The sequence below is a fragment of the Bacillus sp. WC2503 genome, from assembly GCF_052682895.1.
This window is the reverse complement of sequence record NZ_JBQYMD010000001.1, coordinates 4,365,704-4,390,038: the sequence shown is the minus strand read 5'-3', so window position 1 is coordinate 4,390,038 and position 24,335 is coordinate 4,365,704. Positions and strand designations below refer to the sequence as shown.

The 24,335-nt window shown below is 37.1% G+C and carries 21 protein-coding genes and 1 pseudogene; 10 read left to right on the top strand and 12 right to left on the bottom strand.

Annotated elements, in window-relative coordinates:
- Positions 1 to 12 precede the first annotated feature (12 nt).
- From ACUN26_RS22715 to ACUN26_RS22690, 6 genes are all read left to right on the top strand, one after another.
- Positions 13 to 1,347 (top strand): MFS transporter, encoded by a 1,335-nt coding sequence (locus tag ACUN26_RS22715; RefSeq protein WP_000477572.1) that lies wholly within the window; start codon positions 13 to 15, stop codon positions 1,345 to 1,347.
- 240 nt (positions 1,348 to 1,587) lie between these two features.
- On the top strand, positions 1,588 to 2,781 hold the full coding sequence (locus ACUN26_RS22710) for an efflux RND transporter periplasmic adaptor subunit (protein WP_000937340.1): 1,194 nt from the start codon (positions 1,588 to 1,590) through the stop codon (positions 2,779 to 2,781).
- Positions 2,778 to 3,458 carry an ABC transporter ATP-binding protein gene (locus ACUN26_RS22705; RefSeq protein WP_000631636.1) on the top strand — a complete coding sequence of 227 codons (681 nt, stop codon included), beginning with the start codon at positions 2,778 to 2,780 and terminating at the stop codon, positions 3,456 to 3,458. Before ACUN26_RS22710 ends, ACUN26_RS22705 begins: the two co-directional genes overlap by 4 nt.
- Positions 3,455 to 4,654 carry an ABC transporter permease gene (locus tag ACUN26_RS22700; RefSeq protein ID WP_000054399.1) on the top strand — a complete coding sequence of 400 codons (1,200 nt, stop codon included), beginning with the start codon at positions 3,455 to 3,457 and terminating at the stop codon, positions 4,652 to 4,654. The genes ACUN26_RS22705 and ACUN26_RS22700 overlap by 4 nt, the downstream gene beginning before the upstream one ends.
- 115 nt (positions 4,655 to 4,769) lie before the next feature.
- Complete coding sequence (locus tag ACUN26_RS22695) at positions 4,770 to 5,438, top strand: Yip1 family protein (protein ID WP_000387953.1); 669 nt, start codon at positions 4,770 to 4,772, stop codon at positions 5,436 to 5,438.
- A gap of 219 nt (positions 5,439 to 5,657) precedes the next feature.
- Positions 5,658 to 6,128 (top strand): sigma-70 family RNA polymerase sigma factor, encoded by a 471-nt coding sequence (locus ACUN26_RS22690; RefSeq protein WP_000801309.1) that lies wholly within the window; start codon positions 5,658 to 5,660, stop codon positions 6,126 to 6,128.
- Between the two features lie 81 nt (positions 6,129 to 6,209).
- Here ACUN26_RS22690 and ACUN26_RS22685 read toward each other — a convergent pair.
- Positions 6,210 to 6,688, bottom strand: a pseudogene (locus tag ACUN26_RS22685) (competence protein ComK).
- 190 nt (positions 6,689 to 6,878) lie between these two features.
- On the opposite strand from ACUN26_RS22685, the gene ACUN26_RS22680 reads away from it, so the two are divergent.
- A complete protein-coding gene (locus tag ACUN26_RS22680) occupies positions 6,879 to 7,277 on the top strand; it encodes a DUF4359 domain-containing protein (protein ID WP_000731398.1) in 399 nt (132 codons plus the stop codon).
- Between the two features lie 173 nt (positions 7,278 to 7,450).
- Here the strand turns inward: ACUN26_RS22680 and ACUN26_RS22675 are convergent, their stop codons facing one another.
- Together ACUN26_RS22675 and ACUN26_RS22670 are read right to left on the bottom strand one after the other, a co-directional pair.
- Positions 7,451 to 7,666 carry a DUF2922 domain-containing protein gene (locus ACUN26_RS22675; protein WP_001197606.1) on the bottom strand — a complete coding sequence of 72 codons (216 nt, stop codon included), beginning with the start codon at positions 7,664 to 7,666 and terminating at the stop codon, positions 7,451 to 7,453.
- Between the two features lie 21 nt (positions 7,667 to 7,687).
- Positions 7,688 to 7,912, bottom strand: a complete 225-nt coding sequence (locus tag ACUN26_RS22670) for a DUF1659 domain-containing protein (protein WP_000257697.1) — start codon at positions 7,910 to 7,912, stop codon at positions 7,688 to 7,690.
- Between the two features lie 110 nt (positions 7,913 to 8,022).
- Between ACUN26_RS22670 and ACUN26_RS22665 the strand changes: the two genes are divergently transcribed.
- Positions 8,023 to 8,508: a VanZ family protein gene (locus ACUN26_RS22665; protein WP_001080720.1), complete on the top strand. Its 486-nt coding sequence runs from the start codon at positions 8,023 to 8,025 to the stop codon at positions 8,506 to 8,508.
- 27 nt (positions 8,509 to 8,535) lie between these two features.
- Here the strand turns inward: ACUN26_RS22665 and ACUN26_RS22660 are convergent, their stop codons facing one another.
- The 4 genes from ACUN26_RS22660 to ACUN26_RS22645 form a co-directional block, all read right to left on the bottom strand.
- Positions 8,536 to 11,292, bottom strand: coding sequence for a DEAD/DEAH box helicase (locus tag ACUN26_RS22660; protein WP_000610103.1), 2,757 nt, complete (start codon positions 11,290 to 11,292; stop codon positions 8,536 to 8,538).
- Entirely contained in the window at positions 11,276 to 12,895 is a 1,620-nt protein-coding gene (locus ACUN26_RS22655; RefSeq protein ID WP_000939155.1) for an SWIM zinc finger family protein, read from the bottom strand. Before ACUN26_RS22655 ends, ACUN26_RS22660 begins: the two co-directional genes overlap by 17 nt.
- 220 nt (positions 12,896 to 13,115) lie before the next feature.
- On the bottom strand, positions 13,116 to 13,418 hold the full coding sequence (locus tag ACUN26_RS22650) for a DUF3910 family protein (RefSeq protein WP_001102789.1): 303 nt from the start codon (positions 13,416 to 13,418) through the stop codon (positions 13,116 to 13,118).
- A gap of 84 nt (positions 13,419 to 13,502) precedes the next feature.
- Entirely contained in the window at positions 13,503 to 14,381 is an 879-nt protein-coding gene (locus ACUN26_RS22645; protein WP_000733308.1) for a cell wall-binding protein EntA, read from the bottom strand.
- 676 nt (positions 14,382 to 15,057) lie between these two features.
- Between ACUN26_RS22645 and opuD the strand changes: the two genes are divergently transcribed.
- Both opuD and ACUN26_RS22635 read left to right on the top strand, forming a co-directional pair.
- On the top strand, positions 15,058 to 16,575 hold the full coding sequence (opuD, locus tag ACUN26_RS22640) for a glycine betaine transporter OpuD (RefSeq protein ID WP_001230123.1): 1,518 nt from the start codon (positions 15,058 to 15,060) through the stop codon (positions 16,573 to 16,575).
- 383 nt (positions 16,576 to 16,958) lie between these two features.
- Complete coding sequence (locus ACUN26_RS22635; protein ID WP_000833064.1) at positions 16,959 to 17,093, top strand: hypothetical protein; 135 nt, start codon at positions 16,959 to 16,961, stop codon at positions 17,091 to 17,093.
- A gap of 146 nt (positions 17,094 to 17,239) precedes the next feature.
- Here the strand turns inward: ACUN26_RS22635 and ACUN26_RS22630 are convergent, their stop codons facing one another.
- From ACUN26_RS22630 to ACUN26_RS22610, 5 genes are all read right to left on the bottom strand, one after another.
- On the bottom strand, positions 17,240 to 18,541 hold the full coding sequence (locus tag ACUN26_RS22630; protein WP_000988736.1) for a glycosyltransferase family 2 protein: 1,302 nt from the start codon (positions 18,539 to 18,541) through the stop codon (positions 17,240 to 17,242).
- Positions 18,538 to 19,293 carry a diguanylate cyclase domain-containing protein gene (locus tag ACUN26_RS22625; protein ID WP_000794326.1) on the bottom strand — a complete coding sequence of 252 codons (756 nt, stop codon included), beginning with the start codon at positions 19,291 to 19,293 and terminating at the stop codon, positions 18,538 to 18,540. Before ACUN26_RS22625 ends, ACUN26_RS22630 begins: the two co-directional genes overlap by 4 nt.
- 263 nt (positions 19,294 to 19,556) lie before the next feature.
- Positions 19,557 to 20,768 carry a NupC/NupG family nucleoside CNT transporter gene (locus tag ACUN26_RS22620; protein WP_001051031.1) on the bottom strand — a complete coding sequence of 404 codons (1,212 nt, stop codon included), beginning with the start codon at positions 20,766 to 20,768 and terminating at the stop codon, positions 19,557 to 19,559.
- A 365-nt stretch (positions 20,769 to 21,133) separates the two neighbouring features.
- On the bottom strand, positions 21,134 to 22,864 hold the full coding sequence (locus ACUN26_RS22615) for a C40 family peptidase (protein ID WP_000760247.1): 1,731 nt from the start codon (positions 22,862 to 22,864) through the stop codon (positions 21,134 to 21,136).
- Positions 22,865 to 23,074: 210 nt separating this feature from the next.
- Complete coding sequence (locus tag ACUN26_RS22610; protein WP_002040014.1) at positions 23,075 to 23,959, bottom strand: D-amino-acid transaminase; 885 nt, start codon at positions 23,957 to 23,959, stop codon at positions 23,075 to 23,077.
- Between the last annotated feature and the right edge of the window lie 376 nt (positions 23,960 to 24,335).

Genomic DNA, 24,335 nt, shown 5'->3' with positions numbered 1-24,335 from the left:
AGACGAGTGTATATGTTTAAATGGCTTAAGCCAGCACCTGCAATTGAGAGATTACCAGCGGATATGATCGCGAAAGTATATACGTTACTACGTATTCGTGTGCTAATCGGAATCTCTGTTGGATATGCTGCTTATTATTTAGTGCGCAGTAATTTTACGTTATCAAGTACGTATTTAGTACAAGAATATGGTTTTAGTACAGCTGAAATTGGACTACTAGGTTCAGTAATGGCGATTGTTTATGGATTTAGTAAGTTCTTTATGGGGAATTTATCAGATAAAGCTTTTGCCCAGCGCTTTATCGCAGTCGGATTATTCTTATCAGGGCTTGTAAATATTTGTTTCGGGTTTGCATCTTCATTTGGAATGATTGTTACATTACTTGTCCTGAACGGTATTGTACAAGGTATGGGAGCACCACCTTGTAGTATCGTTATGACGAAATGGTTCTCAAAGAAAGAACGCGGTACGAAAACAGGTATTTGGAATATTTCACATAACGTTGGCGGAATGCTTGTGCCACCACTTGTCGGAATTGGTGTAGGTATTTTCGGTGAAAGTCATTGGCAAGGCGGCGTATTTATTTTCCCAGCGATTATCGCAATGGTAATTTCAGTTCTTGTTTGGATCAATGCGAAGGATACACCAGAGTCTGAAGGTCTTCCTCCAATTGATGAGTATCGTAATGACTATGAAAATCTTGAAAAAGCAGATAATGCTAACAAGATGTCACCAAAAGAGATTTTAATGAAATATGTAGTAAAAAATAAATTTGTATGGTTCTTATGTATTGCGAATGCATTTGTTTATTTAATTCGTTTCGGTGTTATTAACTGGGTTCCACTTTATTTAACGACAGTTAAAGGTTTTTCAAAAAATGAAGCACATGCAGCATACGCAATCTTTGAAGGTATGGCAATTCCAAGTTCATTAATCGTTGGTCTTTTAAGTGATAAATTATTTAAAGGGAAACGTATGCCATTGTGTATTATTAGTATGGTTGGAGTTGTTATTGGTACGTTTGTATATTGGCAAGCAACTAGCGTACTTGTTGTAAGTATTGCAGTTTCTATTATCGGATGTTTAATTTACGTACCACAGTTCTTAATCGGTTTAAGTGCAATGGAATTAGTACCGAAATTTGCGGTAGGTACGACAGTTGGTATGTGTGGTCTGTTCGGTTATGTGGGTGGAAGTCTTGTAGCAAACGCAGCAATTGGTGTTATTGTTGATCGTTCTGGCTGGGATGGTTGCTTTATCTTACTATTAACAGGTGCGATTTTATCAACAGTCTTCTTGTTCATCGTTCAACGTGGACATGAGAGAAAAGATCCTAAAGCGGCGTAATATTTTGTTTGAAAAGCTATTCAATTTTTATATTGGATAGCTTTTTCTATATAATATAATATTTCCTTAAATCTATCTTAAAAGACAAGATGTCATATTTCTAATCATTGGAATTTTTGTTACAATATAAATGGATGTGTAAAACTTTGTAAAAATAATGTAATAATATGTAATGTATTTTCAGAAAGTTTTATACAATTTTTTTATATTAAACTATTAAGTTATAAAGGGAGAGAGAATATGTTACCAAATACGGTTCGTACTCCAAATAAGAAGAAAAAATGGATTATTATCGGAGTTATTGCACTAATTGTTATTGTAGCAGCAGTTAATATTTTTATTATGCAAGGTAAGAAGAAGGGCGCATCAACAACGGCTGATGCTGTAAGTTTCGAGAAAGTGACAGAGCGTAAGCTGAATAATACGAAGTTAGTTTCTGGTCAGGTGAAGCCTGGGAATATTGAAAGTTTCTATGCGGATCCGGCCAAAGGAAAAGTGAAAGATATTGAGGTAAAAGAGGGACAAGAGGTAGAGAAAGGTACGAAATTATTCTCTTATGATAATGAAGAGATTAATCTTCAAATGAAGCAAGCTGAGCTTGATCAGAAGATGGCAGATATGCGTTATGATCAAGGGAAAAAGAAGATTGATTCGCTCAAGAAAGAAATTAAGAAGGTGAAAGATAGCGGAGCTGGGAAAGAAGTAACAGATCCTATGGAAGAGCAAGTAAGTGAGTTAGAAATAGCGCAAAAAACAACTGACCTTGAGAAAGAGAAAGGGAAGTTACAGAAAGAAGAGTTAAATAAAAAGCAGAAAGAGCTTACGATTTATAGTAATTTTGCTGGTGTTGTTCAAAAGTTAGATAAAGATGCGGCGCAAAGTTCATCTCAAGCGTTAGGTGGACAAGGGAAGGCATTTTTACAAGTTGCTTCTAAAGACCCGTTCCAAGTTCAAGGGACTTTAACAGAGCTTCAGAAGTCACAAATCCAAAAGGATCAAACATTCACTGTAACTGCGAAAGCAAATAATAAGAAGAAGTGGACAGGTAAGATTACAGAGGTAAGTGAATTCCCAACGAGTGCAGAGATGGGTCAAGCTGGTGGTGTAGGTGAAGCAACTCAAAATATGTCCCAATATACATATAAAGCAAGTCTTGATAGCCAAGACGGTTTATCTCCAGGTTACCATGTTTCATTACAAGTAAACTTAGAGAATAAGACGATGATTGCTGTTCCAAGTAAGAGCATTGTAGAAAAAGGCGAAGATGCATTTGTTTATATTGAAGACAAAGGAAAACTTCGTAAACAAAATGTGAAAAAAGGTTCTACTGATGGAGACTGGACAGAGGTTGTTGAAGGCGTAACAGTGGGGCAAAAGGTGGTTAAAAATCCTTCCGACAACGTGTATGACGGAATGGAAGTGAAAGAGAAATGATTACGTTAAATAATATTTCTAAAACTTATTATCAAGGGAAATTGGCAGTGCCGATTTTACATGGTATTAGTTTAACGATTCAAAGTGGTGAGTTTGTTTCTATTATGGGGCCGTCTGGTTCTGGTAAATCCACGCTTATGAATATTATCGGTTGTTTAGATCGTCCAACAGAAGGCGAATATATGCTGAATGATGTGAATATCTTAACAGCAGACGAGTCAAAGCTCGCTTTAATTCGTAATGAATATATCGGCTTTGTATTCCAGCATTTTAATTTACTGCCGCGTCTCTCTGCAGTGGAAAATGTTGAACTTCCGCTCGTATACGGTGGCGTGAAGAAAGCAGAACGTCGTAAGCGTGCCTTAGAGGCGTTAGGTAAAGTTGGATTAGCAGACCGCGTACATCATTTACCGAATGAATTATCAGGTGGACAGAAGCAACGTGTAGCGATTGCAAGGGCAATTGCGAATAACCCAACGTTCATTATGGCCGATGAGCCGACTGGTGCGCTAGATACGAAGTCTGGTGAGCAAGTTATGGATATTTTTACGAAGCTTAATGCAGAAGGTACGACAATTGTTATGGTTACGCATGAAGAGGAAGTAGCGGCTTATTCGTCTCGCCGCATTGTACTGCGAGACGGGAAAGTTACAGAAGATAGAAGGTGTGCAGTATGAGTTTACTAGATAGTATGAAAATTGCCTTATCGTCTATTTTAGCTCATAAACTACGCTCGGCTTTGACGATGCTTGGGATTATTATCGGTGTAGGCTCTATTATTACCGTCGTTGCGATTGGGCAAGGTGGGGAAGCTGCATTGAAATCTCAATTTGTTGGATCAGGTAATCAAACGGTTCCGATTCATTATAGTGCTGATATGAATGATCCTTTCGGTATGGGGATGGTAGAAGCACCGAAAATAACTGAAGAAGATATTTTTGAAATTAAAAAAATCCCAGAAATCTCACATGTTGTAACAACAAATTCAAGTATGGAACCACTTGATATTGAAGATAAAGTAGAAATGGTGAGTATTACTGGATTAGACAGTGAGTATTTTTCAGTAAATAAAGTAAAGTTGTTAAAGGGACGTTCTTTACAAGAATCAGATGTGGATCAAGGTAATAACGTTGTCATGATTAGTAAACAAATGGAGGAAAAGGTATTTAAGGATGCCAATCCAGTCGGTAAAATTATTGAAATGAAGGGTCAACCGATGCAAATTATTGGTGTCTACAAATCAGATAACGAGTTTATGGGAATGGGACCATCAGAAGCATTAATTCCAATTTCATTATGGCCGACACTGTATGGAAAAGATGAAATTCAAAATATTTCTGTTCAAGCAAAAAATGTAGATAACTTAGAAAAAGCAGGTAAAAAAGCTGCAGATGTCTTAAACAGTCGTAAACCGAGTGATGCAACTGGTAAATACGAAGTTATGAATTTAAAAGAACTTCAAGAAGGTATTTCAAAGATGACCGGCATTATGACGATGATCATCGGCGGTATCGCTGGTATTTCACTAGTCGTTGGTGGTATTGGTGTTATGAACATTATGCTCGTATCTGTAACAGAACGTACGCGCGAAATTGGAGTACGTAAAGCACTTGGAGCGACGCGTAGTAAAATTTTATTACAGTTTTTAATTGAAGCAGTTATGTTAACGCTTCTAGGTGGTTTAATCGGAATTGGTCTTGGATATGGCGGGGCATATATCGTTTCCACATTTGCGAAGTGGCCACCGCTCGTTTCATGGGAAGTTGTCGTTGGAGGAGTGCTATTCTCTATGACACTTGGTATTGTTTTTGGATTAATTCCAGCAAACAAAGCTGCGAAATTAGATCCAATTGAAGCATTACGTTATGAGTAATTAATAGTGTAGTAGAACTACACATTACCGTTCTAGTGGGCGGTTCGTAGCCTCTTACAATGAGGAAGTGAACCGCCCGTTAGAACGGGTTATATAAATAGAAGGAGGCGTTATAATGGAAGCGAATTTGAATACGCAAAAGGTTGGCGGAGAGAAGCCATCATTATTTGGAATGATTACTTCTCCTGGTGTGCAGTTTGAGAGAATGAAGACTAGTAATGCGGTTTGGGGTGCTTTTTGGTTACTGGTTTTATTAGCGGGGATCATAGGAGGACTTGCTTCTTATGTTTACTCTTTAACTCCGGAGGCGATTAAGGTTAATAAGGATTTAGGTATTACTGTTACGCCTGTAATGTCGTTTGGTACGGGTGCAGTATTCGGTGCTATTGGTATGGCGATAGGTTTCTTTATTAGCGCAGCAGTGTATAAAGTATTAATGATGTTAATGAGCAATGATACTTCTTATAAGAAATTATTAACAATTAGTGTGTATTCAAGCATTATTTCATTACTTGGTTTATTAATTAATACAGTTTTAGCACTTGTTTTAGGCGGATCAGGACAAGAAATGTATACTGGCTTAGGACCGATTTTCGCTTCAAGTGGTGGTGTTGCAAAAGGTATTGCAAATAACATTGAAGTGTTCACAATTTGGGGATTTGTTATTACATGGTTAGGTCTTCAAATTACGGCTGATTTAAGTAAAAAGAAAGCAACAATTCTTATGGTTGTCTTCTTTATCTTAACTATTGGATTTGGCGCAGTAAAAGGCATGTTCCAATAATAATAAAATAAAATAAAAAAGGTGGCTCTCTAGAGTCACCTTTTTTATTTTTACCCTTACTTCAAATACCACCAACAAAGTTTCAAATACTGCCTAGTGTAATTTCAAATTCCTTCGGTAGTATTTGAAATTACTCACAGTGAAGTCTCTTCTTTATTTTTATATTGTAAAGGTACCGCGGAATAACAAAGGGGTATACCTTTTAGAAATAGGTACTATGTGAAGCCAGCGACTTTTACAGAGACGGTTGTTTTGTATGAGGGAATGATTGTAAATCAAATAAAAAAGTTAAGTATTTATCAAGATCATGAAGAGTATTATCAATGTGGTTTAATTGGTCTTTGGTATGCGTATGAAAGATATGAGGAGGGGAAAGGAAGTTTTCCTGCTTATGCGGTGATAACGGTACGTGGTTATATATTGGAAAGACTAAAGAAAGAATGTGTAATGCAGGAGAGGTATGTGTGCGTCGGAGAGTACGATGAACAATTTGAGTCTGAAGAAACGGGAATGAGAGCACAGGATTTTATGAGTGTGTTAAATAAGAGGGAGAGACACATTATTTCGGAACGATTTTTTGTAGGGAAAAAGATGGGTGAGATAGCCTGTGAAATGGGAATGACATATTATCAAGTGAGGTGGATATACCGGCAGGCACTTGAGAAAATGCGAGATAGTGTAAAGGGATAAAGAGAATAAATAGAATGGAAGATAAGAGAAAGATCACCTTCCATTCTATTTGTTTTAAGATAGTAAATGTGGCATGAGGTTTTATGAGTGTAGTGAATCTTGCATGTTCATTTGGGATAAAACATATCCAGCTTTCCATAATTGCTGACTTAACTTATGGGAACTAATTTGTATCGTTACGGTAAATCCGTTTGAGAAAAAAATTTTAGCTTTTTTAGTTTTTTGAAAAACTCTATTGTATGGATATGCTTGTAGAACAACCAAATACAGTTTGGAGAAGCAGGAGATTCTGTTGGAAAAGCGCAAATATATTCCTTATGATTAATTGAAATCGGAACGTTTTGTTTGAATTTAAAGTTTGCTTGGACTGCATTACGTCTGCCCTGATAAGTAGAATAAACATCTGTTAGACAAGATTTCTGTATGAGCTGGAGAGCGGTTTGGCGGGAGTAAAGGTGCTTCCCGCTACTGTCGATAATTTTTGTACGGTAAGAGGGGTGCTTACATGGCTCTAACATCATTGTAGAACTAGAAATAAAAATATCATTTTCATTGTTCATTAGTATAATGCCTCCCTTGTAATTTTTATTCTGAATATAATTATATATAAATTTTGTAAAGTCACTATTAATATTCTGTTTTATATTGTAAATTTTAGTTATTCGTTTACAATCAACAGATGATAGTCTTTCTAATTTGCATCGCTTGTACATATATATGAAAATAGAAAAGAATAGGCGGTGATATAGCATGAAGAAAAAGTATATTATTATAGTTCTAGCTGTTGTTCTCCTAGTTTATTTAGCGAATAGTAATCCGAGTAAAGGAGAATATACGGATTGGGCAGCGAAGCAGTTTATGAAACGTAATGATGTAAGTAAGAAGCTAGATGAGGTTCAAAAAGAAAATGAAGAGGGTCTTCTTGGCGATTTAGCATCGGCAGGTAAGAAGTTGGCGAAAAAGTATGTTGAGCCACAAGTTGGATTATTAATCGACCATTATACAAAGCGAAATGATTATATTTTCTTCTCAACATATACGACTGATTTCGATTTAGGTGGAGAAAATTATAAATATGTATGCGTCGGTTTTTCAAAGATTTTTATTCCGATTGAAATGCCGAAGAAAAAAGACGAATCTGCAAAATAATGCAGATTCGTCTTTTTCGTTTATTCCGCTGTTTGTGGGCAGTCAGACTCCTATCTCAAAATTCGGCTGGAGAGAAGAAGTTAGTTGGGAGCCTTACTGCCTGTAAATGCCCGATTGGTGAAGGTTAATAATCAGTAGGGATGAACAAAATCCCCACTGATTAAAGTTTTACTTTATAGAGTAATTGGAACTTCGGATACATTTTTTTCTACGAGACGGGCTCCTTTTTTTCGGGTATTTTCATCAATTGATGAAAATATAGATGACGCAAGAATGGTATCCATTACTTGATTTACGACTTGTGCATCGACGGGTGTGATGGGCTTATCGATAGAAAAAACAACTGTTTTTCCATCTTCTTTCGTGAAAATCAATTCGAGTACTTGCATGCTTTATTCCCTCCTTATTATTTATACGTTAGCAAGATCTGAAGTACTTACAAGTTGTACAGCGTGAAGTGATGATTCTTGTAAGGAAGCAAGGGCACGGGCTACGTTGTGTACTTGCTCTAAGTTTGCATTTGTTTTAACGCGTTTAAATTGTTTGTTCTTCAAAGTTGTTTTTCCATTCTTATCTAATCCATTGTTTAATACAAGACGTAGAGTTAAATCCATTACGATTGTTTCAACTGCCATGTTTATCACCCCCTTTCACTTTATAAATAGGGGGCAAATGTCATGTTTTGGCGTGAAATTTTTTCTTTTTTTTGGTACTCTTAAAAGACTAAGAGAGGGGTTTCGGAAGAATGAATCGTAAATGGTTATTTTGGATTCCTGTATTACTATGGATGGGGCTTATCTTTTATTCCTCAGCACAACCATATAAAAAACAGGATATGCGCTCGGATATTGAACAATATGTAAATGTTGAGTTTGTGAAAGAGCATTTTTCATGGGTATCTATCGATTATGGTGGAGGTACACCTGTTAGTATTGCAAATAAAGGTGTGGGCGGATTTGTTGAATTTTTCCTTCGTAAAGGTGCTCATTTTATGGTGTTCTTCATGCTCGGTTCTTTGACGTATTATGCTTTTCATCGATCGGGTTGTTCGAGAAAAAGATGCTTTATATATGCCCTTCTTTTCGTTGCAGGGTATGCAACATTGGATGAAATCCATCAATGGTTTACGGGAGACCGTACACCGATGTGGCAAGATACATTACTTGATACGTGCGGCGGATTGACAGGAATTATAATAAGTAATTGGTTTTGGAATAGAAAAAGGAGCTAATCTCATTTCGAGATTTGCTCCTTTTGTTTATACACCAAGTAATTCTTTTAATTCGTCTGTTGATAGTTCAGTCATCCAACTATCACTTGTAATGACCGCATTGTTTAGAGATTGTTTTCGTTCTAACATTTCATCAATTTTCTCTTCTAATGTTCCTGTTGTAATAAGTTTGTGAACATGAACGAATCGTTTTTGACCAATACGATATGCACGGTCCGTTGCTTGATTTTCTACAGCTGGATTCCACCAACGATCGTAGTGAATGACATGATTAGCGGCAGTTAAGTTTAAGCCTGTTCCGCCAGCTTTTAAGGATAAGATGAAAATGTCATACGTTCCGTTTTGGAACTGTTCGATCATCTTATCACGCTCTTTCTTCGGCACACTGCCGTTTAAGAAGAGGACGCGCTGACCAAATGTTTCCTCTAATATGCTCTTTAGCATGTTTCCCATGCTGATGTATTGGGTAAAGATTAAACAGCTCTCATTCTGATCTTTAATATTTTCGATTAGTTCCATTACCGTTTTTGTTTTCATAGAACGTTCAACGATATCTTTCGGTTCTGTTTCTTTTAAATAAAGAGCAGGGTGATTGCAAATTTGTTTTAGTTTATTCAACATTAGTAATATGAACCCGCGACGTTCAATCCCGCTTAGCCCTTCAACATTTTGTAATGTATCTTGAACAAGTTGCTCGTATAAGGAAGCCTGTTCACCAGTTAGTGGGCAGTAAGCTTTCTGTTCCTGTTTATCTGGTAAGTTTAATGCGACTGTTTGATCTTTCTTCGTTCGACGCAGTAAAAATGGTGAGATAAAGCGTTGGACTTGTTGGATTTTTCTTTCATCACGGTCTTTTTCAATCGGTGTGACGAAGCGGCGCTGGAATTGTCCTAAACTGCCAAGATATCCATGATTAATAAAGTCGAAAATGGACCAAAGCTCGGCAAGTCGGTTTTCCATCGGTGTACCAGTTAAAGCAATTTTATGATTTGCCTGCAAGTTGCGTACTGCTTTCGACTGTTTCGTATGTGGGTTCTTAATATTTTGTGCTTCATCCAAAATAACAGCGTCCCAGCATAACGAAGTAAGTTCTTCCTCGTCAAGTTGAGCTAACGCATAAGACGTTAATACAACATCTGCTGATTGAAGAAAATCTTTAAATGAATCTCCCTTATCGCGGTTACTTCCATAATGTAATTGAACGCGTAAATTTGGTGCGAAACGCTCAAATTCTTTTTGCCAATTTCCAAGAACGGATGTCGGCGCCACGATTAATGCAGGACCTGTTTTGAGCTTGTTTTCTTTTACATATAGTAAGTAAGAGATCGTTTGAATACTTTTCCCAAGTCCCATATCGTCCGCTAATAATGCCCCAAATCCAAGTTGTCGTAAATATAATAACCATTCAATGCCGTGTTGCTGATACGGACGAAGTGTTGCGTTTAGTGAAGTAGGGACATCTACTTTTGGAATATCTCCAATATGGAGTAGCTTTTGGAATAGCTCTTCATAATATCCGTCTAGTTCGATTTCAATATCAGTAAACGGACTATCTTCTTCCACAATTTCTGTTTCAGCAGTGTTTGATAAATGTTGCTGGAGGACATCTTTCATTTCTAGTCCGTATTTATCGGCACGGTTCATTAGTTTTCTTACTTCTTCAATAAAGGCTGGATCCAGTCGCATCCATTGACCATTTATATTGAATAATCGTTTGTTTTGTTCAATGAGTTCGAAAAATTCGCTTTCCGATAAATCAATTCCGTTCGTTGAAATGCGCCAATCAAAGTTAACGAGCGTATTCATGCCGAAGAAAGATTGTGTTTGTGCTGTGCTTTGCTTCAGCTGTACACGCAGCTTCGGTTTTGCTGCTTTTAAATTTTGCCACCATGATGGTAATAAAATTGTAATACCAGCTGCAAGTAACTCGTCACTTGCTTCTGTTAAGAAATTCCAAGCTTCCGTTTCAAACAGTTCTTTTCTGAACGTATCCCCTTCTTTTAGCCACGGTACGAGCTTACTAAAGCCTTCTTGCGTTTCCGTAATACGCTCTTCGTAATCGTGCCATCTTTTCGGTAAGGAATCAATGTTTTCATATACATATATGCGATGTGCCCCGCGCTTTGGTGCCACAATCGTTTCAAGCTTCCACATTTCAAATTCCTCTTGTGGTTCTTGCAGTCTTAGTCCAATTGTAAAGGGAAGGTCATCTTCAATGTAACCGATTTTTCGAAGCCAATCTTCTTCATGTAGCGCTGTTTCCAGCTGTCTTTTCGTAAAGTCGTAATGTTCGTATAGTCTCTTTGCATCTTCCCATCCGTCATTTGATCGGTTATCTTGCAATATACTTTCATTTACCGAGGTTGAGAAAAGCGTTGCTAATGTGTCATCTTCGATTGGTGTATTTTGAACTTTCCAAGATGGTTGTTTGGACCAATGTTCCATATCGGGTACGAAGCTACCGCTTACGAAGGCATCCCATAATTCATTTGCATCTTTCGTAAGTGCTGTAATAGGATCGTTCATTTGAATATGTGCAAAGGAGTTCATCGGTTTGTTTGCGATGTATTCAAATGCTTGTGCGTTTGTTAGCATAACACCTTGTTTCCCTTCAAAGGTTGCTTCTTTTAGAAACGTGCCATAGAAGGAAGTGGCGTGCCATGTAAATGCATTTCGTTTCCAACTAGTTACGGATAATGGAGTACCGCTGTCATCTTCGCCCCAAAGGAACCAACCTTGACTAACATGCTGGAGCCTAATTGTTACTTCAGTTTGATTGATCATCGATTAATTTTCCTTTCCGTAATTCCTCTTGTAGTGCACGAAGGCGTGAATGTAGATTGGCGATATGAATAATGAAAGCATCCCATTCATCGGTGCGTTTTAAACGTTTATATAATGTACGTAATTTCTTTAAGTAGCGAACTGCACGTCTATATGATTTACGGTTTCGTTCTTCAATGGCCTCTACAGCAGCAAGATGATAAAGAGGAAGTACCGCTTCTGGCGCTTCTTTTTCAATATCTTTCAATGGCTCTTTCAATAGTTCAATTGCTTCAAATCCATATAAGAGATGAAGTTCGGACCATGTACGATACTGCTTCTTCGCGAGTACGTATTGTTCGTAGTTTGTGAAACTATACGGTAATAGTTCTTGTAAAATCATTTCGAATCCAGCTTGTTCATTTGTATGCGTTGCATATGTTTCGTACATGATTACAAATAACCGAACGATATCTTTTATGAAGATTGTATCCTCGTGCTCATGTATGGTTTTCTTTACTTGTTTATACGTAAACGAAAGCCAGTTTTTTCCGCGATCCCACTGCATGGCGCTTAATAGCTCTTCTAACCAATAGAAATAAAGACTTACAACAGAAGCAGGCTGTTTTTTTAGTAAGTCCATTGCTAGTAGGTCTTCGTCATTTAAAAAGAATAGATGAGAAGATGCTAATGCTTTGGAAAGTGGATTTATTTTCGTGACAATTCGTTTTTCTTCTTCTTGCAGTTGATTTTTATTGTTTAACAGTTCACTCCATATGTGACGATAAATAAAAAATCTCTCCTGTGTATAGGCATCAGTGGAGAAGAATACTTCGTGAACGAGACGAGCAGTTTCTTGTAAAATTGATTCAGACTCTAAAGGAATCGCTTCTGATTGTAGGTCCCGAACGATGGATTCCACTTTATCCACAAATAGGCGAACGACGTTAACAGGTTGGTGATAAGAATACGTTTTATTTACTTCGAATGCCTGAATTTCTTCTAATAATTTTTGAAAGCAATAAAGTGCCGCGTGTAGTCTGAACAATTCATGTATCGCAATGATACGCGGAGCTTTCCGCTCGAGTTTCGTATAGAAGTCTGTAAAAATACTCATAAGAAAATACATTTGTTTATAAGTAAGCCGAGCTTGTTCTTTTTTAAATGATTCATATTCGTTGTCAAAATATGATTGCCAACTTTTATAATCCGTTTCTTCAAAAGCTGATGATTGCAATACTTGTCTTGCAGTTCGAATAGGAGGAAGAGAAGGTTTCGTATTATTTTTAAATAAAGTTAATACATCTCCTACTTGCCCGAAACTAGACGCTGCAGATAGTAACACAGCGAGCATATGCTCACATTGCGTTGGTGCGAAGCAATCGCAATAGCTTTCAGCGACGTTACGAATCGGGATATGAACGCTATATACGCTGCCTTCAGCATCTACAGTTCCTGATAGCGTGTAACCATCAAAGTCAACGTTGTAGACAACACCACTACGATATAGGTGCCGAGCTGTAGCGACATGTTCCTGATCAGCTGTTTGCTGTGGATCTAGTCCTTGAACGAACTCATTCGCAATCATCATAATTTCATCTTTCGTAATTGAGTGTTGCAGCATAATATTCCTCCGTACACATATTTCTTTCCTTTACCATTATAAACAAAAAATGCTCAAAACAGAAAAAATGAAATTTAGATTATCATATCGTAACTGTGAATGGGAAGATGCTGTATCATTCTCTTGGTACAAATAATACGTTGAAACCAGGGGAAGTATCTGGTCCGACTCGTTAACGTAAGAAAGACTATCTCTTGTAATTGAGATAGTCTTTTTGCGGTCAGAAGCGTGTCTGCTTTAATGTCGCTTGTACATACGGATCCTTTACTATTTGTTCGACTAGCGGTAGCATTGCTTGTTCGAATGGAATATCGATAGGAAATGGCTTTTGTGAGCCTGGTTTTATCCCGTATTGTACAATTTTGTAATGTATATTTCCTTCATGGCCGAGCACAATTAATTTATAGCGATTGTCATCGCCGGCGAGTGAAAAATCAATGGAAGTAGCATCATATGTTACTTCGTCTTTATATATATAAGGTTTTGGTGTACCAATCCAGTCTACTTTTACTTGTACATTCATGATAATAGCCTCCTCATAGCTATTATAAATAAATAAAAGCCAGCTCTCAACAAAGAGAACCGGCTTTTATTTAGCAGTCATTGGTTATTTTAAAATTTTCACTTTAACAGTTTTGCGTCCCCATTTTTGGGCAGCGCTATCTGATCCAAGTAGAATGTCGATACGGTTACCTTTAATTGCACCGCCAGTATCTCCAGCGATAGCTTCTCCATAACCTTCAACCCATACTTTAGATCCTAATGGGATTACTTTCGGATCAACAGCGATCATTTTCATGTTTGGATTCGCAGTTAAATCATGACCCATTGCAGTTAATACACGGCCGCCATATGTGCCACCGTTTTCGCTCGGGTGAGCTGTATATGCTGTAGCTACAACTGTTAACTCACGACCACCAGAAGGTTCGCTAGTTTCAGCAGCTTTCACAGCAGGCTTAGCAGCTGGTTTTGCTTGTGCTACAGGTGCTTGAGCTTGAGCTGGTGCTGCAGCTTTAGCAGGAGCTGGTGTTTCTTGTTTCTCAATAACAGGTGCTGTACCTGTTAAGAAAGGAACATGAACATAAGCTGTTTTCCCGTTATATTCAAATTGTAACCACTCATTTTGTACTTGGTTCGTTGTTTCGATCATATCGTCCTTCTTCAACGTTCCAAGAATTTCTGAGTTTGTGTTCGCTTCAGCACGTACGTTTAATACGTTAGCTGTTACGTAGTAGATGCTTTTTGTGAACTCTGCACTTACGAATGCGTCTTTACCATCTAAAGTGATTTTTGACCATCCGTTCTCTGTATTTAGAACATCTATTTTATTACCGTTTAGTAATTTACCGACAACTTTTGATTCAGTAGTAGGGTTTTCGCGTACGTTTAGTACGTCTGTTGTTACAACAGTTTCTGCATTGGCAGATGATGTGAAAATCCCAAGACCAAAAACTGCTGCTGTTGCTATACCAATTAATTTTTTCATGATAGCCTCCATTGCGTTTGTTTTCGTGTCCTCATTATAGCAACAGATTTTTTCGGATTTGGGGAAAACACACAATTACAAACCATTCGTAATCAGTCGTTAACATCCTGTAATATAACAAAAAATATAGGAAAGCGTTTTTCATTCTATATGATTAGTAGGTTTCTAGTTATATTCAAAATATTTAATACAACATATTTTTTTCGTCGTAAATAAAAATGTTACGACAGTATTACAAAACGTTTACTATACAGTTACATTCCTTGAGTATTTTACCGTTTTATGGGTAATATAGTTATATAAACATAAACATTTCGTTTGTGAAGCTATAAACATGTGCTATATACTAGTAAAAAAACCGCATAATTGTTACAAGAAGAAAAGGTTGCAAGGAAGGAATTTGCCCTTTTTTACATATGTAACACATCCTTTTTTGGGAAAATACATTCCCATCCGCATTTTTCTCGCACAATTTGGCAGCAGTATTTCTACCTTGTAGCTCTTGCAGAGTGAAAAGGTTATACGGAAGGTAAGGCTGTCTATAAGAATTCTAATTGGTGAAGGTGAAAGTAAGAGATTTGAAAGAAAATCACCGCAAAAATTATAGTTTTCTATCCGATTTAACATATCGGAATTTATGTTATTTACAAAAGTGAAACCTACGAAGGGGGATTTGATGAGGAAACTGACAAAGACATTCATCGTTTCATTAACATTATGTATTGCATTTACAATTTGGGGGATTATTCCCGAATCTATTATTGGACAAGGTAGCCTAGGAAATGTAACAACTGCAATTCAAACTGCACTAGTTAGTAAGTTTGGATGGTTTTATATTATTTCTGTTTCTATCGTTTTAGGTGTGTCCATCTTTTTAATTGTCTCGAAATACGGTTCTATTCGTTTAGGTAAAGATGATGACGAACCTGATTATAGTTATATGACATGGTTTGCTATGTTATTTAGTGCTGGTATGGGTATCGGTTTAGTTTTCTGGGGTGTTGCGGAACCATTAAACCATTTATACGCACCTCCGTTTGGAGATGGTGCAACTGAGGAAAGTGCGCGTCTTGCACTGCGTTTTTCATTTTTCCATTGGGGATTACATCCTTGGGGACTATATGCGTTTGTAGCGTTATGTATTGCGTACTTCACTTTTAGAAAAGGAAAAGCAAGTACAATTAGTGCGACAGTAGGTCCGTTATTTAAGGGCGGGGAACATGGGCGTATTGCTCATTCATTTGATGTGTTAGCTGTGTTCGCGACTGTGTTTGGTGTTGCGACATCATTAGGTCTTGGGGCAAAACAAATTGCAGGTGGTGTTAGCTATTTAACATCTATCCCTAATTCATTAACGACACAGTTAGTTATTATCGCAATCGTAACAGTTCTTTTCATGTTATCTGCGCAAACCGGTCTTGATAAAGGAATTAAATATTTAAGTAATACGAACATTATTTTGGCATTTGCACTTATGATAATTGTATTATTTGCAGGTCCAACAAACTTTATTATGAATTACTTCACTTCAACGATTGGTTCTTACATTCAGGAATTGCCAGGCATGAGTTTCCGTTTAAGTCCATTGGATGAAGGCGGAAATCAATGGATCCAGTCTTGGACAATTTTCTATTGGGCATGGTGGATTGCATGGTCACCATTCGTAGGTACATTTATTGCTCGTGTGTCACGAGGGCGTACGATTCGTGAGTTTGTTATTGGTGTGTTACTTGTTCCGACCGTAATTGGTGCACTTTGGTTCTCTGTTTTCGGCGGGACTGGTATTCATATGGAGCTGTTTGGTGATGCGCATATCTTCGACAAAGTGAAAGAGATGGGAACAGAAGTAGGATTATTCGCTATGTTCGATCAGATGGGTAGCTTTGGATCAGCTTTATCAGTTTTAGGTATTCTACTTATTGCAACATTCTTTATTACATCAGCAGATTCTGCGACGTTTGTTTTAGGAATGTTAACGACGCATGGTAGTTTAAATCCACCGAACCGCATTAAAATGGTTTGGGGTATCGTTCTAGCCGCGATAGCTTCTACCTTATTATATGTTGGTGGATTAGAAGCATTGCAAACGGCAGCTATTATTGCGGCATTCCCATTCGTCTTTGTTATTTTCTTTATGATGGCAGCATTATTTAAAGAATTGCAAAAAGAAGGACGTATGAAGCAACATAAATAATAGAAGGAAAAGGGCTGATTTCATATCAGCCCTTTTTTATCCCTCTATTTGTGGCAGTAAGACACCCACCTCAAAATTCAGCAAAAGCAAAGAAGTTAAGTGGGGGATGAATAAAGCCCCACTGATTAAAGTTTCATTTTATATAGAAGAGATTTTAAATACAAATCAGGGAAATAAAATACTGTACTATATAAGTAGTATGCCTTTTATACGAAGAAAAAATGATAACTTTCGACAACATTCGATATTTTATGAATTCTATTCATATTTTTGTCAAAAATATGTCGGAAATGTGTTGTCACTTTTATGTATATGTGCTATATTATTTCCTGTAAGCGATTTCAAATAGTTTTAAAGCGCATTCAAGGGGGACATCTAGAATAATGAAACGTTACGAAAGAAAGTGGAAGCATATTTGTTTGAAACGTGTGGCACATCGAAATGTGCAAGAAAGCACGGAACCTAAGACTGAAACGCGCAAAGATCAGCAAGAGAAGCAATTGGTTCTACAAAAATAGCAATCACTTTTTCGTATATAAATGAAGGTCGATCGTTCGTTGGGGGATGGACGTGAAATTACTTTCAGCTAAGGGGTATTGTCTGATATATAATTTATACGGCAATAAATAAGCACAGAGCATACGGCGCTCTGTGCTTATTTTTATTATTTATCTTTTTTGAATCGAACGGTTTTATCCCAGCCGATGACTTGTTTCTTGCTCTTTGCACGTAAGTATAAGATTAGACTGCGAATAAATAAATACGTGAAGAGCTGTGCGTACGTAAAGTACATGATGACGCTAATAAAAATATTCGTCGGTGTAAAGGTTCGTTCGACGCTCTGGGCACTAAATAATTGCGAAACATATGTAATATATGCAACATACCACATAAATAGTAACGGAATACTATATTGAATCTGGAATATCCCGAGTAGTCCAATGACAAACCAAACGTTTGAAATGATTAAAAATAGCCAAAATACGACATACACTAACACTTGCTGTAAGGAATGGACAAGAAGTTTCCCTTTAAAGAAACTTAATGAAGAAAACATCTTTTCTAAAATATAGAGATTTCCTTGGAGCCAACGTGTACGTTGTTTAATAAGAATTTTTAAATGCTCAGGTTCTTGTTCCCATGTAATCGATTCTGGAACGATTGGTAAGAGATAGCCTTTTTGTGTAATTCGTAATGTTAATTCAGCGTCTTCTGCAATTGCATAAGGATCATAGCCACCAAGCTCTTCTAAGGCAGAGCGACGAAGAAGCATGTTCGTTCCTGTTAGTGAACCTGTTTGGAATAGTAACCAGCGTCCAGATTGCATAAGGAGCTGGAAGATTTGAAACTCTAGTGAAATCATTCGTGTCAGCCAGTTTCTGTTTTCATTGACTGTACGAACGTGTCCAACAGCCCCAACGGCATCTTTGGTTGTTTCAGCATGTTCGACAAGCATTCGCAGAGCATGTGGTTCAGGTTGATTGTCCGCATCGTAAACGCAGAAATATTCACCATTCGAAATACTAAGCCCATAGTTTAATACACGTGATTTTCCTTTTGGTTCACCAGGCGGGACAAGAATGTGACGGATATGAGCATAAGCTTTGTCAAAGTCATCACCAATTTCAGGTGTTTCATCCTGAGAATTATCGTTTAATAAATAAACAGTTAGTTTGCCTGGATATTCAATCTTTGCCATCGCCTCTAATGTATCTTTAATAACGACCCCTTCATTATGGGCGGGTATTAAAATATCAACGCTCGGATAATGTTCTAGCGTACGATCTTTTCGTTTACTATTTCGGTGAATTAAGCCTGCGAGTGTTAAGAAAGAATAATAAACGAGTAAGCCAGAGAATAGAAAGGCTGTAAAAATAAGTACGTATTTAATTGAAAATGCGATGCTAATCCAAAAAACGAGTACACAGAATAAAAGAAATAAAAGGAGTATAACAAGCGTCATCATAATAATGTCGGTCCTTTACTTCCGATTTGCTCTCGCGAAATTTTTATATCTTGAATTGCTTCAGCAGCAAGCCATTGCCCCATTTTTGGCTGTAGGCGGTTCATTACAATGTTAGCACCGGCTTCATTTGTGTTTTGTAGTAAAATAACCAGTGTATTGCTATCGTATTCAGCAGCAAGGTCAAAGTCATTTCTTACCGTTTCAACTAATAATGAAGCTACACGGTCCATGACGCTTTCTTTCGTGTATTTACTAAAGGAAGCGAAATCGAAGTATATGATAATACCTGATTCATTGCGACGATTCATTGCAGTTATTAATAATGCTTGTCTTCTTTCGAATTCTTGTCTCGTTAATAATTTTGATTCTCCAATGTATTGTTCTAGCGTTCTCACACGCTCAGTTAATTCTTTATTCTCATGAATAACTTTCTTTAATAGATGTGTTGAGATATAAACAATGAAGAAGTTTGCTACCATCAGGAAGTGAGTAATAATGTACTCCCATTGATCTGATGTACTCCATAAGTAAAGCCACGCTTGATAGAATAAATAGAATACCGAAATAATGGTTCCCAATATGAAGAAAACAAATGCGGTTTTATCAGGCAAAAATAGAAATAGTACATTAACGATTACATATATAATTGTAAAAATGAGAGCATGCTCATAATGCGTCACATGTACAGTTGTAAAATAAAATAAAATTTGTAAAATCCACATAGAGAAGACTTTATAGAAATTATTTTTCACAAAACTTTCCTCCTTAAAGGTAATTCAGGCAAGGATACTTGTAGTATGCGCAATTAATAAGAATTAGACCATGTAACTGCAATTCTTTTTTAATAGAACAAAATGAAGTAGTATCTCCCTTGCACAAGAAAAAATAAACAGACTTACTAATTATTGTAGCATAATGTTTTGATATTTAAGCATAAAGTATTTCGTATATATAAAAAATACATTTACACATACAAAAAACCCTCCTCTATGGAAAGAGGAGGGTTGATATAAATTTATAGGAACATCATACCTGCAACTGCTGCGTTTAAGAAGTTCGCTAGTGTACCAGCGATAACTGCTTTAATCCCTAATTGTGCAATTTGTTTACGGCGAGTAGGAGCTAACGTTCCAGTTACACCTAATTGAATTGCAATAGAAGAGAAGTTTGCGAATCCACAGATTGCGAATGTTAAAATCAGATTTGTTTTTGCAGAGAAATCTGCCATATGTGGTCCTAAGTTTGCATATGCAACGAATTCGTTGATTGCAAGTTTTTGACCGATAAAGCTTGCTGCTTGTATAGCTTCACCTGGAGAAACCCCGATTAAGATTGCAAATGGTGATAATAAGTAACCGAAGATTAAATCTAGGCTAAGTTTAATATCGAACCAAGAACCAACCCATCCTAATAATCCATTTAATAAAGCGATTAATGCGATGAAAGCCATTAACATTGCTGCTACGTTAATAACAAGTTGCATACCTTCAGATGCACCACGTGCAGCTGCATCAATAACGTTTGCGTCTTCACGTTCTGTAGAAAGCTCAACGTTATTATCTACTTCTTCTGTTTCTGGCATAATTAGTTTTGCAATTAATAAACTTGATGGAGCTGCCATAATTGCTGCTGCTAATAAGTGTTCTAACGGAATTCCCATCGCTGCATAGCCGACAAGAACTGACCCGGCAACAGCCGTCATACCACTTACCATAATAGTGAAGAACTCACTATTTGTTAAGCGTGCTAAGTAAGGTTTGATTAAGATTGGTGCCTCAGTTTGTCCTAAAAATACAGTTGTTACTGAGTTTAAACTTTCTGCTTTAGAAGTTCCAAGAAGTTTACTTAATGCACCACCAACGACACTAACAAATTTCTGCATAATACCGAAATGATATAAGATTGCTACTAATGAACTAATAAATACAATTGGAAGTAGTGCTTGAATAAAGAAGACAAATCCCCAAGGGCCTTTTGCGTTGACTAAATCCCCAGCAACGAACCTAATTCCCTCGTAAGAAAAATTAATTAATCCTTGAACACCATCAGCAGCGTGTTTTAAACCTGCTTTACCAGCATCCCAGCGTAATACGATAAATGAAAATGACATTTGTAATGCTAGCGCGATTAAAATTGTGCGCCAATTAATAGCTTTGCGGTTGGAAGATAGTAAAAAAGCAATTGCTAATACTCCAATCACGCCGCCAATTCCCCATAAAAGATTCATGCAGTGTATGCTCCTTCCTCATAGTAAAAAAGTGTATAAACCAGTTGTCTATACTTTTGCGAATATAACATCTTAAGTAACTTATCATAATGGACATCGGAGGTCAAACGTCTAACGAAAAGTTTAAATAAAAAGAAAATTCTTCAAAAAAACACATATGAAATGAATAGACATGAAATAGGTTATGTTTTTTGTGGGAATATATTCATTGTGATAACGTTTTGAGTGATTTTTATAGAATATAGTGTACGAAATAGGAAAATGAACGCATAATTTTTGTGTGGAGAGAGAACGAAAGGGGATTACTATATTGAGTTCTTTAAAAAAGAGCCTTCTAGTAATCTAGAAGGCTCTGAAACTATAACTTAAGGTGCTTTCGTATAACCTAAGAAGTGGCTCTTCCAATAAGAGTTACTTAATGAAGCGATTGCTACCCCTTTATCTCCAGATTGGATAAATGATCCGCCCCCAAGGTAAATTCCCATATGAGAAGGACCTGCTTTATAAGTGTTTTGGAAATAAATTAAGTCACCTGGTTGTGGACTTGAAGTTTTCGGTAAGCTGCTCCAATATCCCGCAACACTTTGACGGCTAATGTTATGACCAAATTTCTTAAATACGTGGTAGATGTAACCACTGCAGTCAACACCGTTAGCAGAAGTACCGCCCCAAACGTATGGTACACCTTGCATAGATTTCGCGTATGCAAGTAGAGAAGAAGTGTCACCGCTGTTGTTGCCTGTATTGTTGTTTTGATTGTTGTTATTTTGATTATTATTGTTGTTAGGCTTATCTACTGCACCACCAACTGGTGTTTTAGATAGGAAACGTGTTCCGATATAACCATTTTGGCCATTGTAGTTAATTTTACTCCATCCAGAGTTTTCAGAGATTACTTGCACCTTCTGTCCTTGCGAAAGTGCCCCTATGATTCTATAATTTGTACCTTCGCCACTACGTACATTTAGTGCAGAAGCATTAATGTAGTAGTCACCAATTGCACCTTGGTTAGGCTTTTCAGGTTGTTTCGGTTGTTCAGGAGTAGCAGTGCCACCTTTAACGAATTTTACAAACTCGCCACTCACAAAACCAGTTTTTCCTTGGTAATTAACTTTAAACCAGCTACCTTCAGATCCAACTACGTTTAATGTTGTACCATTTAACACGCCGCCAATTACACTATGGTAAGCAGCAGGGCCTGTACGAACACGTAGAGACGTTGCGTTAACAACGTAAGTACCACCAGTTTGAACAGTTACGTTATTGTTTTGATTATTATTTTGATTGTTGCCTTGTGAACCGTTTTCGTTAGAACCGCCCTTTGTTAGGTAGTCTTTACTTATGTAGGCAGCTTGTCCTGCATAATTGATTTTGAACCAATCTTGAACTTCGCCAACGACTTGTACTACTTGTCCTTTTGTAATAGAAGCTACAGTTGTATGAGAAGTGCTAGGGCCTGTACGAACACGAAGGGAAGATACATTTACTGTATAGTTTCCGCTTGCTGGTTGTACAGTTTGTTGATTCGTATCGTTTGTAGCTCCTGTATTTGCAGAAACGCCTGATACGAACTGACCACTAACATAACCAGTTTGTCCATTGTGATTGATTTTCACCCAACCATTTTCTTGACCAATTACGTTTAATGTTTGTCCTTCATACACACGTCCTGAAACGGAACTGGAAGTGTTAGGAGCTGTACGTACACGTAATACATCGGCAGTAACTTTATTCTTTCCACCTGTTGTACTTACATTGGAATTAGTTGCTCCCTTTTTTGATACAAATTCGCCACTGACAAAGCCAGTTTTTCCATTATGGTTAATTTTGAACCAACCATTTTCTTCGCCAATCACGTTTAATGATTGACCGTTATAAACACGAGAGATGATATCTTGAGAAGTGCTTGATCCTGCACGAACATGTAATACATCAGCATTTACCGTGTAAGATGAAGTGTTAGGTGCAGAAGCTTGTACAGTTTGTGTAGCAGCTTTTTGTGTATTTTGTTCCGGGGCAGCTTGCACACTATCAAGTGTAGGTGCTGCTCCTCCTGCTACAGACACTGCGGCAAGACCGGCAAGGTATTTTTTCATAGTTTGTCGATTCCTTTCTGTCTGTAATGTAGTGAAGAAAAATTTACCAACTATTAAAAATTCTAAAAGGCATGTCGATTACTGTCAAGACTTATGCGGGAAACTGAATGTGACAAAAAGATTACAAGAAAAAATCAAGGTATGAATTTCTACCTTGATTTTGATTTAAATACATATATTAACATTATAGGAAATGGTAATTATTCGTATTTAAGAAGATGGTGTGTTTGATTTTAAAAGGCTTTGAGAAAAGGATTTTTGTATTGTTTTTGTAATGGGGCCAACTTGACCATCTCGAATCGCAGCTCCATCAAGGTGAGTCATCGGTAAGATTTCAATCGTCGTGCCTGTAAAGAAACATTCATCGGCTTGATAAACGTCACGAATGCTAAAAAGTTCTTCTTGTACAGGAATGTGAAGAGTATTAGCTAAAGAAAGGACATACTGACGAATAATTCCGTTTAAAATAAGATGATTGGCTGGATGTGTGTAGAGTGTTCCATTTTTAATTAAAAAGAAGTTGGAACGGCTACCTTCAGTTACAATACCATTTCGTACGAGAAGGGCTTCTTTACAACCTTTGCGTTCAGCTTTCGTAGCAGCTAATACATTTGGTAGTAAATTTAATGATTTAATATCACAGCGAAGCCAGCGAGTATCTGGTTCTGATATAGCACGTACACCATATTCAATCCATAAAGCCGGTCTTTCCTTTTTTGTGATATAGGCATAGATTGTCGGGGGAATGTCATATGAGAATGCATGAGTACGAGCTTGTACACCGCGAGATACTTGCAAATAAATGGTTCCATCTTCGTAGAAATTATTACTTTCAATGAGTTTGTACAGTAAGGTGATGAGCTCTGCTTTTGAGAAAGGGAGCGATAATTCTATTTCTTCTAGGGAGCGATATAGTCTTGTTATGTGCGGATCTAATAAGTGAAAGTTTCCGTTGTAGAGCCGCATTACCTCGTAGACACCATCTCCAAATTGCAAGCCTCTTTCTTCTAGTTCTATGTATGTTTTTTGTTTTGTTGTATCAATAACTGCATCATTCCAAAGTACAAATCTTTCATATGCCAATTTCCATCCCATCCTTTCGTAAGTACTGAAGTAAGGTGAAACTTTGATTAATCGAGCTTATACGGTTAGACCACCCATATGATTTTTGAATCCGGCCAAATTTTGAAGTGGGATTCCTATTGCTAGTTCACGCGGCATAAAATCGCTATAGTAATTTTTATGTAAGCAATACTCTACATATGACGTATATGTATTTGTAAATAATAGGGAAGTAATAGAGATTTATAGCATTTTGTATATACAAATTCGAAAATAAGAAATAAGAATCCTGCCTATAAATAAAAAAAAGCAACATTCATATGGAATGCTGCAAAAGGAGGGTAGCTATCTTTCATAGGGATATCATCTTATTGAAGGTTTTGTACATGAGAACAAAACACTTTAAAAG

Coding starts and splice junctions, on each gene's coding strand:
- ACUN26_RS22715 (WP_000477572.1), top strand. CDS start 13: ATGTTTAAATGGCTTAAGCCAGCACCTGCAATTGAGAGATTACCAGCG.
- ACUN26_RS22710 (WP_000937340.1), top strand. CDS start 1,588: ATGTTACCAAATACGGTTCGTACTCCAAATAAGAAGAAAAAATGGATT.
- ACUN26_RS22705 (WP_000631636.1), top strand. CDS start 2,778: ATGATTACGTTAAATAATATTTCTAAAACTTATTATCAAGGGAAATTG.
- ACUN26_RS22700 (WP_000054399.1), top strand. CDS start 3,455: ATGAGTTTACTAGATAGTATGAAAATTGCCTTATCGTCTATTTTAGCT.
- ACUN26_RS22695 (WP_000387953.1), top strand. CDS start 4,770: ATGGAAGCGAATTTGAATACGCAAAAGGTTGGCGGAGAGAAGCCATCA.
- ACUN26_RS22680 (WP_000731398.1), top strand. CDS start 6,879: ATGAAGAAAAAGTATATTATTATAGTTCTAGCTGTTGTTCTCCTAGTT.
- ACUN26_RS22675 (WP_001197606.1), bottom strand. CDS start 7,666: ATGCAAGTACTCGAATTGATTTTCACGAAAGAAGATGGAAAAACAGTT.
- ACUN26_RS22670 (WP_000257697.1), bottom strand. CDS start 7,912: ATGGCAGTTGAAACAATCGTAATGGATTTAACTCTACGTCTTGTATTA.
- ACUN26_RS22665 (WP_001080720.1), top strand. CDS start 8,023: ATGAATCGTAAATGGTTATTTTGGATTCCTGTATTACTATGGATGGGG.
- ACUN26_RS22660 (WP_000610103.1), bottom strand. CDS start 11,292: ATGATCAATCAAACTGAAGTAACAATTAGGCTCCAGCATGTTAGTCAA.
- ACUN26_RS22655 (WP_000939155.1), bottom strand. CDS start 12,895: ATGCTGCAACACTCAATTACGAAAGATGAAATTATGATGATTGCGAAT.
- ACUN26_RS22650 (WP_001102789.1), bottom strand. CDS start 13,418: ATGAATGTACAAGTAAAAGTAGACTGGATTGGTACACCAAAACCTTAT.
- ACUN26_RS22645 (WP_000733308.1), bottom strand. CDS start 14,381: ATGAAAAAATTAATTGGTATAGCAACAGCAGCAGTTTTTGGTCTTGGG.
- opuD (WP_001230123.1), top strand. CDS start 15,058: ATGAGGAAACTGACAAAGACATTCATCGTTTCATTAACATTATGTATT.
- ACUN26_RS22635 (WP_000833064.1), top strand. CDS start 16,959: ATGAAACGTTACGAAAGAAAGTGGAAGCATATTTGTTTGAAACGTGTG.
- ACUN26_RS22630 (WP_000988736.1), bottom strand. CDS start 18,541: ATGATGACGCTTGTTATACTCCTTTTATTTCTTTTATTCTGTGTACTC.
- ACUN26_RS22620 (WP_001051031.1), bottom strand. CDS start 20,768: ATGAATCTTTTATGGGGAATTGGCGGCGTGATTGGAGTATTAGCAATT.
- ACUN26_RS22615 (WP_000760247.1), bottom strand. CDS start 22,864: ATGAAAAAATACCTTGCCGGTCTTGCCGCAGTGTCTGTAGCAGGAGGA.
- ACUN26_RS22610 (WP_002040014.1), bottom strand. CDS start 23,959: ATGGGATGGAAATTGGCATATGAAAGATTTGTACTTTGGAATGATGCA.